Source organism: Methyloversatilis universalis EHg5 (genome assembly GCF_000378945.1).
Classification (GTDB): domain Bacteria; phylum Pseudomonadota; class Gammaproteobacteria; order Burkholderiales; family Rhodocyclaceae; genus Methyloversatilis; species Methyloversatilis universalis_A.
In genome coordinates this window covers 370799-382827 of sequence record NZ_KB900539.1, presented here as the reverse complement: position 1 = coordinate 382827, position 12029 = coordinate 370799, and the positions used below count along the sequence as shown (strand labels likewise).

At 67.4% G+C, this 12029-nt stretch carries 14 protein-coding genes; 9 read left to right on the top strand and 5 right to left on the bottom strand.

All coding sequences use genetic code 11. The features are described from left to right. The first annotated feature begins 131 nt into the window (after window positions 1–131). Window positions 132–737, top strand: a complete 606-nt coding sequence (locus METUNV2_RS0101695; RefSeq protein ID WP_008064102.1) for a helix-turn-helix domain-containing protein — start codon at window positions 132–134, stop codon at window positions 735–737. Between the two features lie 87 nt (window positions 738–824). Here METUNV2_RS0101695 and METUNV2_RS0101690 read toward each other — a convergent pair whose 3' ends face one another. Both METUNV2_RS0101690 and METUNV2_RS0101685 read right to left on the bottom strand, forming a co-directional pair. Further along, the gene (locus tag METUNV2_RS0101690) at window positions 825–1913 is read right to left on the bottom strand and encodes a transglutaminase-like domain-containing protein (RefSeq protein WP_018227788.1); all 1089 of its coding nucleotides are present in this window, start codon (window positions 1911–1913) and stop codon (window positions 825–827) included. A 28-nt stretch (window positions 1914–1941) separates the two neighbouring features. After that, window positions 1942–2445 carry a TlpA family protein disulfide reductase gene (locus METUNV2_RS0101685; protein WP_232415583.1) on the bottom strand — a complete coding sequence of 168 codons (504 nt, stop codon included), beginning with the start codon at window positions 2443–2445 and terminating at the stop codon, window positions 1942–1944. Between the two features lie 94 nt (window positions 2446–2539). On the opposite strand from METUNV2_RS0101685, the gene METUNV2_RS0101680 reads away from it, so the two are divergent. The 4 genes from METUNV2_RS0101680 to METUNV2_RS0101665 all read left to right on the top strand — a co-directional run bounded on the left by METUNV2_RS0101680 (window position 2540) and on the right by METUNV2_RS0101665 (window position 5719). Continuing rightward, the gene (locus METUNV2_RS0101680; protein WP_018227786.1) at window positions 2540–3775 is read left to right on the top strand and encodes a glycosyltransferase family 4 protein; all 1236 of its coding nucleotides are present in this window, start codon (window positions 2540–2542) and stop codon (window positions 3773–3775) included. Between the two features lie 64 nt (window positions 3776–3839). Continuing rightward, a complete protein-coding gene (locus METUNV2_RS0101675) occupies window positions 3840–4778 on the top strand; it encodes a carbohydrate kinase family protein (protein ID WP_018227785.1) in 939 nt (312 codons plus the stop codon). Window positions 4779–4892: 114 nt separating this feature from the next. Continuing rightward, window positions 4893–5333 carry a hypothetical protein gene (locus METUNV2_RS0101670; protein ID WP_018227784.1) on the top strand — a complete coding sequence of 147 codons (441 nt, stop codon included), beginning with the start codon at window positions 4893–4895 and terminating at the stop codon, window positions 5331–5333. 11 nt (window positions 5334–5344) lie between these two features. Then, complete coding sequence (locus tag METUNV2_RS0101665; RefSeq protein WP_026187786.1) at window positions 5345–5719, top strand: YchJ family protein; 375 nt, start codon at window positions 5345–5347, stop codon at window positions 5717–5719. A 35-nt stretch (window positions 5720–5754) separates the two neighbouring features. Here METUNV2_RS0101665 and METUNV2_RS0101660 read toward each other — a convergent pair whose 3' ends face one another. After that, the gene (locus METUNV2_RS0101660) at window positions 5755–5961 is read right to left on the bottom strand and encodes a hypothetical protein (RefSeq protein ID WP_018227782.1); all 207 of its coding nucleotides are present in this window, start codon (window positions 5959–5961) and stop codon (window positions 5755–5757) included. 61 nt (window positions 5962–6022) lie between these two features. After that, on the bottom strand, window positions 6023–6727 hold the full coding sequence (locus METUNV2_RS0101655) for a glutathione binding-like protein (RefSeq protein WP_018227781.1): 705 nt from the start codon (window positions 6725–6727) through the stop codon (window positions 6023–6025). 140 nt (window positions 6728–6867) lie between these two features. Between METUNV2_RS0101655 and METUNV2_RS0101650 the strand changes: the two genes are divergently transcribed. From METUNV2_RS0101650 to ruvB, 3 genes are read left to right on the top strand one after another with little or no spacing between them, the layout of a single operon-like run. After that, window positions 6868–7509 (top strand): MBL fold metallo-hydrolase, encoded by a 642-nt coding sequence (locus tag METUNV2_RS0101650; protein ID WP_018227780.1) that lies wholly within the window; start codon window positions 6868–6870, stop codon window positions 7507–7509. Between the two features lies 1 nt (window position 7510). Next, a complete protein-coding gene (locus tag METUNV2_RS0101645; protein ID WP_018227779.1) occupies window positions 7511–8200 on the top strand; it encodes a pseudouridine synthase in 690 nt (229 codons plus the stop codon). Between the two features lie 14 nt (window positions 8201–8214). Then, window positions 8215–9282, top strand: a complete 1068-nt coding sequence (gene ruvB, locus METUNV2_RS0101640; protein ID WP_026187785.1) for a Holliday junction branch migration DNA helicase RuvB — start codon at window positions 8215–8217, stop codon at window positions 9280–9282. A gap of 10 nt (window positions 9283–9292) precedes the next feature. Here the strand turns inward: ruvB and METUNV2_RS0101635 are convergent, their stop codons facing one another. Beyond that, on the bottom strand, window positions 9293–9991 hold the full coding sequence (locus METUNV2_RS0101635; protein WP_018227777.1) for an AbiV family abortive infection protein: 699 nt from the start codon (window positions 9989–9991) through the stop codon (window positions 9293–9295). Window positions 9992–10193: 202 nt separating this feature from the next. On the opposite strand from METUNV2_RS0101635, the gene METUNV2_RS0101630 reads away from it, so the two are divergent. Further along, window positions 10194–12029: a DUF1800 domain-containing protein gene (locus METUNV2_RS0101630; protein ID WP_018227776.1), complete on the top strand. Its 1836-nt coding sequence runs from the start codon at window positions 10194–10196 to the stop codon at window positions 12027–12029.

Genomic DNA, 12029 nt, shown 5'->3' with positions numbered 1-12029 from the left:
CAACTTTTTTTCTAATCATGAACCTTTTTTAAGCCAAGTCAACTTAAATTCTTTTTATGAAACCTCATGCGTAAAATAAAGTTAGGCATGGGCCAATGACGACCCAATCTGACGCTGAAAGCGGAGACGCGATGTCCATACAAGAAGCCGCGCTGGAAGGGGAGCTGGAGCGCTACCTTGGCAATACCATCCGGGAACTGCGCCGGGCCCACGGGCTGACGATCGCAGACATTTCGGAGCGCGCGGAAATCAGCCGCGGCATGCTGTCGCGGATCGAGAACGGCCAGACCGCGACCAGCCTGGACGCGCTGTCGCGCATCGCGCGGGCGCTCGGCGTGTCGCTGTCGGCACTGTTCAAGAACTACCAGACCGACGGCGAAGGCGCGCAGCTGATCAAGGCCGGCGAAAGCATGGAAGTGGCCCGCCGCGGCTCGCGCGCCGGCCATATCTATAACCTGCTGTCCTATCACCAGGGGCCGACCAAGCGCTTCGAGCCTTTCCTGATCACGATCGATCAGGACCAGCCGCCCTATCCGGTGTTCGAACATCCGGGCACCGAGTTCATCTACATGCTGGAAGGCTGCATCGAATACCGCCACGGCAAGACGGTGTATGAGCTGCGCCCGGGCGACGCGCTCACCTTCGACGGCAATGTGCCGCACGGGCCGGAAAAGCTGGTTGAGGTGCCGATCCGCTTCCTGTCGGTCACGGTCTACCCGGAAGGCGGGCACGAATAACCGTCAGGCGACGGAAGCCGCCGACGGTGCTGCAGGATTCAGGCAGCAGGCCCACGCCGGGCCGTCCTGAATCCTGCCGCCCGAAGCTCAGGCGGTGATTTCGCGCGACTTGATGCTGTAGCTGAAAGCGCCCGGGTCCAGGCTGTCGAAGCGGCCGCCGGCGGTTTCGCCCTGCGGGTACATCAGGAAAGGCAGTGTCGGGCCGGCCGAGCCGGGCAGCGCGACGTCATGGCCGAAGTTGTAGGCCAGCCAGTTCATTTCCCAGGCGCCGAACAGCTTTTCGCGCGCCGCGACGACGACGTCATCCTTCAGCGTCAGGCCGGGCTTCTCTTCCAGCACCACCTTGCGCACATCGGCCGGATCCACCGGCACCCAGCCAAAACCGCTGAGCCACACCTCGGCGCGACAGTGCTGCGCCTTCGATATGTCACCGCTCTTGCCCAGGCTCTTGTAGCCGAAACGCGAATCAGCGACGCGGATGCCATAGACATCGCGCGCCGGCAGCCCGACCGAGCGCGCCATGCCGACGAACAGCGCGTTGAGGTCAGCACACTTGCCCGACAGATTGCCGCTGACCAGCATGCTGCGGATGTCACCCAGACCGCAGCCGCGGGTCTTGGGATTGCGCTCGGTGCGGTCGCACACCCAGTCGTACAGCGCGCGGGCGCGCTCCATGTCGGTTTTCGCGCCGCGGGTGGCGTCGAGCGCGGTGTCGCGCACGATGCCGTCGGTCGGCAGCAGTTCGGTAGCGCGGGTGTAGAGCTGACGGGTCGCTTCGTCCAGATCGGCCACCTTGCCCGGCGACGACAGATCGAGCGCCCGATCGCGGGTGCTCACACGGCTCACCACCTCGAGTTCAGGCACACCCTGGCCCTTGAGCCACTGCGCCACCAGCATGCGGCTGCCATAGACCGGATCGACCGCGATGCCGGCGCGCGCCGCATTGCCGCTCCACTCGTTGCCCAGCACCCGTATCCAGTCCGGCTGCTCGACCGAAGGCAGCGGAATCCACACTGTCACGTCGGTGTCGGTGGCCACCGGTTCGATCCGGGTCACCACCTCGAAAGTGCGCCAGCCGTGCGCCGGCGACGGTGCGAAAGCAGCACGGGCGAGCTGCGGCAGCGATGCCGACAGACCGGCCAGCGCAGAGAGCTGCATGAAACGACGACGATCCATGTACATCCTTCCTTCGTATATCTGTTGTTTACTGCATGAGCCTGTTCAGCGTGGCGATGACCGATGCATCGCTCCAGTCCAACGCGCCCTCGACCCGCGCCACCACGCGGTGCCGGGCATCCAGCACCAGGCTGTAGGGCAGCAGCGTGACCCCGAGCGCGCGGCTCAGCTTCTGGTCACGGTCAAACGCCAGCGGCAGACCGGGGCCAGCACCGCCGAGAAAACGCTGCGCGTCCGCCTCGCGGTCGGCCACCGCCACCGTGAGCACCCGGACGCCGCGCGCCTGCAGCGCCGCCAGCGCCGGGATCTCTTCGCGGCAGGGCTCGCACCAGGACGCCCAGAAATTGATCAGCAGCGGCTTGCCGGCATGCGGTGCCAGCAGCGGCGCGAAGCCGGCGGCAGCGTCGCCGGACAAGGTCTGCGGCGCCTGCACGCGCAACTCTTCCGCCACTGCCGGCAAGGCAGACAGCAGCACGGCGGCAGCGAACAGGGAGCGCAGCAGGAACATGGGCGGACGGGCGGCTGAAACCATCAGTCTACCTGCCGGCCGCCCCCCGCACCACGCTGTCACGACAGCGTCACGCACCCGTCACGTGTCTGCCTTGACCGCACCGGACACTGCCGGCATGCGCCGCTCCGAGTTCAGTCCCGACATCGCCTTCACGGTCGAACGCCTGCATGGCGCCGACGAGGCGCTGCGCATCGCGGTGGTGACCGAAACCTGGCCGCCGGAAATCAACGGCGTCGCGATGAGCCTCAAGCGCATGGTGGACGGCCTGCTGGCGCGCGGTCACCGGGTGCAGCTCATCCGCCCGAAGCAGCACGCCGCCGATGCGCCCCAGCGCGACGGCCCGCTGCGCGAAGTGCTGGCGCGCGGCGTACCCATTCCCAAGTACGGCAGCCTGCGGGTCGGCCTGCCGGCCAAGCAGAAGCTGGCAAAACTGTGGACGCTGGAACGGCCTGATCTGGTTCATCTGGTCACCGAAGGCCCGCTCGGCTGGTCGGCGATGGCCGCCGCGCGCAAGCTCAAGCTGCCGGTCACCAGCGACTTCCGTACCAATTTCGACGCCTACAGCGCGCATTACGGCATGCGCTGGCTGAAGCGGCCGATCGCCGCCTATCTGCGCCGCTTCCACAATCTCGGTCACGCCACCTTCGTGCCCACCCGCGCGCTGCAGGCACAGCTGGCCGACTGCGGCTACCGCAATCTCGAAGTGGTGTCGCGCGGCGTCGATACCACGCTGTACTCACCGGCTCGCCGCAATCAGGCGCTGCGGGCCGCCTGGGGCGTCGGCCCGCAGGATCTGGTGGTCGCATTCGTGAGCCGGCTGGCGCCGGAAAAGAACCTCGATCTGGTGGCGCGCGCCTTCGAAACGCTGCGCGTGCAGCGGCCGGACGCGCGCATGCTGTGGGTGGGCGACGGCCCGGCGCGCGAATCGCTGGCGCGCCAGTATCCGCACCACCTGTTCGCCGGCATGCGCAGCGGCGAAGATCTGGCCATGCACTACGCCAGCGCCGACCTCTTCCTGTTCGGCAGCCTGACCGAAACCTTCGGCAACGTGCTGACCGAAGCACTGGCCAGCGGCCTGCCGGTGGTCAGCTACGCGCAGGCAGCCGCCGCCGAACTGGTGGACGCCGGCCATAACGGCCTGCTGGCGCCGCCCGGCGACGAAGCCGCCTTCATCGCCCAGGTGCTGCGTGCCGGCACTGACGACGCGCTGCGCGCGCGGATGACGACCGGCGCCCGCGCCAGCGTCGAAGGGCTGGACTGGGCCAGCGTGGCCGAGCGCTTCGCCGGCCGGCTGCGCAACGCGGTGCGCAGCGCCGAAGACCTGCGACTGGCGCGCGGCGACGGCCTCTGACACCGCGTACCGGCCGCTGGCCGGGGTCGTATACTCGCGGTTTTCCCCGACAGGCCCGCCCTTCATGTCCGTCCTCATCTGCGGCTCGATCGCTTACGACAACATCATGGTCTTTCCGGACCGCTTCAAGCATCACATCCTGCCGGACCAGATCCACATTCTGAACGTGTCCTTCCTGGTACCGGACATGCGGCGCGAGTTCGGCGGCTGTGCCGGCAACATCGCCTACAACCTGAAGCTGCTGGGCGGCGAGCCGCTGATGATGGCCACCGTGGGTCAGGACGCCGCCCCCTACTTCGAACGTTTCGCCGCGCTGGGCATTCCGGTCACCCACGTGCGCCGCATCGATGACGCCTTCACCGCGCAGTGCTTCATCACCACCGATCTGGACGACAACCAGATCACCGCCTTCCACCCGGGCGCGATGAGCTTTTCGCACGAGAACCGGGTCGGCGACGCACAGGGCGTGAAACTGGGCATCGTGGCGCCGGACGGCCGCGACGGCATGCTCACCCACGCCCAGCAGTTCGCCGACGCCGGCACGCCCTTCATTTTCGATCCGGGCCAGGGCATGCCGATGTTTGACGGCAAGGATCTGCTGCACTTCCTCGAACTGGCGACCTGGTGCACGGTCAATGACTACGAGGCGCGCATGCTGTGCGACCGCACCGGCCTCAGCGAAGCGCAGGTCGCGGAAAGGGTCGAGGCGCTCATCGTCACCCGTGGTGCCGAAGGTTCGCGCGTCTATCACGACGGCACGGTGACCGAGGTGGCCTGCGTTCCGGCGGACGCACTGGTTGACCCGACCGGCTGTGGCGACGCCTACCGCGGCGGCCTGCTGTACGGCCTGTCGCGCGGCGCCGGCATCGTGAATGCGGCCCGCCTGGCTTCGGTCATGGGTGCAATCAAGATCGCCTGCCGCGGCGGCCAGAACCACGCACCGACCCGCACCGAGATCGAACGCCGCTACCGTGCCGCCTTCGGCAGCGCACTGGATTTCTGAGCAGCGAAACAACTGCTCACGATTGCGGCAGGACGGCCGCGCAGCGCACGCGTTAAATGAACGGTTGACCGGCCGCAGGCCGGCAACGAGTGAAGAACACAAGGAGAACATGACATGAACCGCTTGGCGCTTCCCGCGCTGATGCTGGCCGGCATTGCGCTGGCCGGCTGCCAGTCCAGCCTGTCCGGCGACACCTATTCGCGTGACCAGGCACGCCGCGAAATGTCGGTGCGCATGGGCACGGTGGAAAGCGTGCGCCCGGTCACCATCGAGGGCACCAAATCCCATGTGGGCACTGCATCGGGCGCCGCCATCGGCGGCCTTGCTGGCGGACGCGGCTCCACCGCTGGCGCCATCGCCGGCGCAGTGGTCGGCGGCGTGGCCGGCGCGCTGATCGAAGAAGGCGCCACCCGCCGTTCCGGCCTTGAAATCACGATACGGCTCGACAACGGCAACGTGATCGCGGTGGTGCAGGAAGGTGACGAGAAATTCAATCCGGGCGACCGGGTGAAACTGGTCGGCGCCAGCGGCAATACCCGGGTAAGCAAGTATTGAAACCCGCGCCGGTGGTGGCCTGTGTCTGCGGCAGCGGTCGTCCGGCGGATGATTGCTGCGCCCGCTTCCACGCCGGCGAGGCGGCGCCGACACCGGAGGCGCTGATGCGCTCGCGCTACAGCGCCTTCGTGCTGGACCGGCGCGACTACCTGCTGGCGACCTGGCATCCGGACACCCGCCCGCAGAATCTGCCGCCGCCGGAACCCGGCCTCAGATGGCTGGGGCTGGACGTGAAAGCGCACACGCTGAGCGACGCCGACCACGGCACGGTGGAATTCGTCGCCCGCAGCAAGATGGCAGGCCGGGCGCACCGGCTGCATGAAACCAGCCGCTTCGTGCGCGAGAACGGTCGCTGGTACTACCTGGACGGCGACTTCACGCGCTGAGCGCGCACCGCTGACCGGCACACGATGATCCCGGCTCAGTAGTCCTCGTCGTCACCGCCCTCTTCCTCGTCTTCTTCCTCGTAGTCGTCATCCGCCTCTTCGGCGACACGTGCTTCGAGGAAGGCCTTGAAATCGTCCGGATCGCAGAACTCGTCGATGAAATCAGCCAGTACGCTGACCACCATGTCGGGGTCCCAGTCGCACTGGTCGGCGGCGTCGTGGATCAGCTTTTCGGTGCTCATTGTCTTTCTCCCGAAGGAACACTGACGAGGTTGAAAACGGCTTTTGCAGCCTAGCACAGCCTCATTGCTTCGCCACCGTATCGGCGTTCTGGCCGAACAGCAGCTTGCGCGACTGCTCGTCCACCACCGGCCGGTCACTCACCAGCCCGCCGCGCTCATAGGCACGGACCGTGGCCGGACGGGCATGGATAGCCGCGAACCAGCGCTTCAGGTGCGGGAAGTTGTCCAGATCCATCTGCTGGCGCCTGTGCGGTACCACCCAGGGATAGGCGGCCATGTCGGCAATCGTGTAGTCGTCGCCGGCGATGAAGGCACGGTCGGCCAGGTGCTTGTTCAGCACGCCGTACAGCCGGCCGGTTTCATCGACGTAGCGCTTGATCGCGTAGGCGATGGGCTCCGGCGCGTACTGCACGAAATGGTGGTTCTGCCCGGCCATCGGGCCGAGGCCGCCGACCTGCCAGAACAGCCATTCCAGCACCTGCACCCGGCCGCGCAGATCGGCCGGAATGAAGCGCCCGGTCTTTTCGGCGAGGTAGAGCAGGATGGCGCCGGATTCGAACACCGACAGCGGCGCACCGCCGCCGGCAGGCGCGTGATCGACGATGGCCGGCATCCGGTTGTTCGGTGAAATGGCCAGAAACGCCGGCCTGAACTGCTCGCCGGCACCGATGTTGACCGGCACGACGCGGTGTTCGAGCCCGGATTCCTCCAGGAACATCAACACCTTGTAGCCATTGGGGGTGGGCCAGAAATGGAGATCGATCACGGCAGGCAACCTCGAAGTCGGAATTCCGGCGTCGACCCTAACCGCTCGCGGCGGTTCTGTCTGCCCGTGAGCGGCATGCGCGTGTCGGAGCGCACGCCGGCGCCACGTACAATGTCGCTTTCCCGCAACGGCAACACCCCATGCTCCAGCACGCCATCATTCCGGTCACCGCCTTCGCCCAGAACTGCACCCTGCTGTGGTGCGACGAAACGATGAAGGGCGCGGTCGTGGACCCAGGCGGCGATCTGGACCGGGTGCTGGCCGAGGTGAAGAAGCACGGCATCACGCTGGAAAAGATACTGGTCACCCACGGCCACCTCGACCACGCCGGCGCCACGCAGGATCTGGCGGAAAAATTCGATCTGCCGATCGAAGGCCCGCACCCGGACGACCGGTTCTGGATAGATGGCTTCCCGGTGCAGGCGCAGATGTTCGGCTTTCCGCCCTGCCGCCCCTTCGTGCCGACCCGCTGGCTGGCCGACGGCGACACGGTGACCGTGGGCAATGTGACGCTGGACGTGGTGCACTGCCCGGGCCACACGCCGGGCCACGTGGTGTTCGTCGACCGCGCCGGCCGGCTGGCCCAGGTCGGCGACGTGCTGTTCGCCGGTTCGATCGGCCGCACCGACTTTCCGCGCGGCAACCACGGCGACCTGATCCGCTCGATCCGCGAAAAACTGTTCCCGCTCGGTGACGACATCCGCTTCATCCCCGGCCACGGCCCGATGTCCACCTTCGGCGAAGAACGCAAATACAACCCCCATGTGGGCGGAAAGTACTGATATGCAACTCGAACGCATCCTGCAGAGCCAGGGCTTCGGCACCCGTCGCGAATGCCGCGCGCTGGTACGCCTCGAACGCGTCACCGTCGGCGGCGAAATGGTCGACGATCCCTTCGTCGAACTCGACCCGGAAGGTCTGGAATTCACGGTCAGCGGTGAAGCCTGGCGCTATCACGAGAAGGCCTACGTGATGCTGCACAAGCCAACCGGCTACGAGTGTTCGCAGAAGCCCAAGCATCATCCGGCGGTATTCGCGCTGCTGCCCTCGCCGCTGGTGGTGCGCGCGGTGCAGTGCGTCGGCCGGCTGGACGAGGACACCACCGGCCTGCTGCTGCTGACCGACGACGGCCAGTTCATCCACCGGCTCACTTCGCCCAAGCACGGCGTGCTGAAGCGCTATGTCGCCACGACGAAGCACCCGGTGGACGACGCCCAGCTCGCCGCGCTGCGCGGCGGCGTCGAACTGAACGACGCGCCCGGCGTGTCGGTGGCCGCGCACGCGGTCGAACAGCTGGATGCGAACCGGCTGGCCATCACGATAGGCGAAGGCAAGTACCACCAGGTCAAACGCATGGTGGCCGCCGCCGGCAACCGCTGCGAGGCGCTGCACCGGGTGGCGGTCGGCAGTCTGGAACTGCCGGCCGATCTGGCGCCGGGCGAGTGGCGCTGGATCAACCCGTCGGACGTCTGAAGAAGGACTGCATCATGGCCATCCAGACCGATTCCCTGCCCAGCGGCCCGCGCATCGTGTCGGCCGCGACCGCCAGCCCGCAGGAAGACGCGCTGGAGCGCGCACTGCGGCCGAAGCGGCTCGACGAATACATCGGCCAGCAGAAGATCCGCGACCAGCTGGACATTTTCGTCGCCGCCGCGCGTGGCCGCAGCGAGCCGCTGGACCACGTGCTGCTGTTCGGCCCGCCGGGCCTGGGCAAGACCACGCTGGCCCACATCGTCGCCGCGGAAATGGGCGTCAATCTGCGCCAGACCTCGGGCCCGGTGCTGGAACGCGCCGGCGATCTGGCCGCAATACTGAGCAATCTCGAACCGAACGACGTGCTGTTCATCGACGAAATCCACCGCCTGAGCCCGGTGGTGGAGGAAATCCTCTACCCGGCGCTGGAGGATTTCCAGATCGACATCATGATCGGCGAAGGCCCGGCCGCGCGCTCGATCAAGCTCGACCTGCCGCCGTTCACGCTGGTCGGCGCCACCACACGCGCCGGCATGCTGACCAACCCGCTGCGCGACCGCTTCGGCATCGTCGCCCGGCTCGAGTTCTACTCTGCGGACGAACTGGCGCTCATCGTGCGCCGCTCGGCCCGGCTGCTCGATTGCGCCATCGACGACGCCGGCAGCCTGGAAATCGCGCGCCGCTCACGCGGCACGCCGCGCATCGCCAACCGCCTGCTGCGCCGCTGCCGCGACTACGCGCAGGTGAAGGCCGACGGCACCATCACGCGCGAAGTCGCCGATGCGGCGCTGATCATGCTGGATGTGGACAGCGTCGGTCTGGACCTGATGGACCGCAAGCTGCTCGAAGCGGTGATCGACAAGTTCGACGGCGGTCCGGTCGGCGTGGACAACCTCGCCGCCGCGATCGGCGAATCGCGCGACACCATCGAAGACGTGCTGGAGCCCTACCTGATCCAGCAGGGCTATCTGCAGCGCACGCCGCGCGGCCGGGTGGCCACCGCGGCCATCTACCGTCACTTCGGTTTCAGCGCGCCCGGCCCGGCCGGCAGTTCGCTGTGGGACGACAGGCCGGAAGGCTGACGGCGGCCGTTCAGCGCTCGCCGTCCGCAGCGCGCCGGCGCATTTCGTCCAGTGCGGAATCGAAACGCGCATCGCCGGCGCGGATGTTTTCGATATACACCTCCCACGCCTCCGCACCCTGACGGGCGGCGATCAGTTCGCCCGGCCGCAGCGCGAACGCGCGGTCTTCGGCGCGGGTGCGCAGCTTGGGTGGCGTGAACAGCACCAGCATTTCGCCACGCGCGAAAATGTCCTTCGCCAGTGCGACCCGGCGCGAAGCGGCCGCCGGGCCGATCGAGCCGTTGGGCGTGGTGACGCGGCCGGTCAGTGAATCGACGCCGGTATACAGCGCCGGATCACGCGGATTCTGGCCGGCTTCGATCAGGTCGTCGATCTGCGCCATCACCTCGTCGCGCCGCTGCGGCTCTTCCAGCAGCAAGGGAAAAACCGCTGCATTCATGCGCTTCGGGTAGTCCTCGAAATTGAGCTTCACCCGCATCGCCACCGCTTCGTCGGTCACGTTGCGACCAAGCGCGTCGAAGGCCTGCACCGCGCGCCCGACCTCCTCGATCGCCACCCGGGCCAGCAGCGCTGCACGCGCATGGTGGTGGTGACGCAGCAGCAGGGGCGCTTCGTGCAGCAGCTGGCGGGCGTTGTCGATGGCCACGTCGCGCATGGTGCGCAGCAGGCGGGAACTGAGCGGGATGCTGACCAGGGATGCGGTGGACACGGCAGAACTCCGGTTACACGGGGCGGGCGTCGAAAAAAGCATACCCAGCGCGCCAGAAACCGTCCAGCACCAGCCGGTAACGGGAGCGGGTGCCGCCCGCTGGCGGGAATCGAGAATATCCCTAGAGGCGCAGGGCAAATTGCACGTGAGGCCGGACGGCGCCCCGCCCTATATTTCTGCATCCTTTCCGGAGATGTCCGCGATGTCCTCCTTCGCTTCCCGCCGGCGGCTGTCCGGCCTGATCGCACTCACGGTGATGGCCTGCAGCGCTTACGCAGCCGCCGCCTCGCCCTGGGCCGGCGACCTCGCCCCGATCGCGCCCGCGGACTGGAACCGCGCCCGCGCCGCTCACCTGCTGGAGCGCGCCGGCTTCGGTGGCACGCCGGAACAGGTCGATGCCCTGGCCCTACTGACCCCGGCGCAGGCAGTGCGCCGTCTGGTGCGCTTCGAAGGCGTGCCGGCGACAACGCTGCCGCCGTTCGAGCACTCCGGCGTATTCGACGACGGACTGGATCCCTTCCCGGCCAGCCGGCCGGCCACCACCGATCTGGCACGCGCCCAGGGCGAAGCGCTCGGCGTGCAGGTCAAGCAGGACGGCAATCGCCGCATGCAGCCGGTGGTGAACAAGTTCTTCTACTGGCTGCGCGCCAGCCGGCTTGAAACCGACCGCGTCGCCTACTGGTGGGCCAACCGCATGCTCACCTCGCCGCGGCCGCTGGAAGAGCGGATGGCCCTGTTCTGGCACGGCCATTTCGCCACCAACGAAGAGAAGGTGCGCGACTACCGCAAGATGCTGATCCAGCTCGACCTGTTCCAGAAGCAGGGGCTCGGCAACTTCCGCACCCTGCTGATCGGCGTCGCGCAGGACCCGGCCATGCTGGCCTTCCTCGATGCCGCGGTGAATGTGAAAGGTGCGCCGAACGAGAACTTCGCCCGTGAAATCATGGAGCTGTTCACCATGGGCGTCGGCCATTACGGCGAACAGGACATCCGTGAAGCGGCGCGCGCCTTCACCGGCTGGAATTTCCGCGGCACCGCCTTCCACATCGACGCCGACCGCCACGACGACGGCGCCAAGGCGGTGCTGGGCCGGCGCGGTCGCTTCGACGGTGTGCAGGTGATCGACATCATCCTCGACCAGCCGGCCACGCCGGAATTCCTGGCCAGCAAGCTGTACCGCCACTTCGTGCGCGAGGACGTCGATCCTGCGCTGGCGGCCGAACTGGGCCGGCGGCTGAAGGCGGCCAATTACGAGATAGCGCCCTTCCTTGAGAGCATTTTCCTGTCGCGCGATTTCTACGCGCCGGAATCGGTGGCCACCCGTATCAAGGGGCCGGTGGAACTGCTGGTGTCGACCTACCGCAAGCTCGGGCTCGCCGAGGTGCCGGGCGTGCCCGACTTCAACGAAACCACCTCGGCGCTCGGTCAGCGCCTGATGCATCCGCCCACCGTGGCCGGCTGGGCCCAGGGCCGCAGCTGGATCACGCCGGGCCTGCTGCTGGAACGCGGCAACTTCGCGCTGGACGTGGTGCTGCCGGACATCAACTACATCCCGGGCGACCGCTACCCGCTGGCCCAGGCCGGCTACGAAATCCGTGACCTGCACGAGCGGGTGCGCAGCGGGCAGGACCTGACCACCGCCACCAAGCCGGGCGGCGGTGCCGGCGGCATGGAAATGATGGCCATGTCGACGATGAACGGCGACCGCAACGAGGATTTCAACACCCGCTACGGCAGCTACCGCGGCTGGCAGATGGCGGTGGAACGGGTGAAGCCGATTCCGCGCACCGTGGCCCGGCTGGATCTGACCGGCATGGTGCTGGGCGCGGGCTGCCGCACCCCGGACCAGGCGGTCGGCTATCTGGAAGGACGTTTCCTGTCGGTGCCGCTGGACGCGGCCACCCGCGGCAAGCTGTCCGCCTTCCTGCAGAAGGAACTGGGCACCGCCGACCTGAAAGCCGCCGCCAGCTACGCCGAAGATCCGCTGCGCGTGCTGCTGCACCTGCTGCTGAGCCGCCCCGAGTACCAGCTGGGCTGA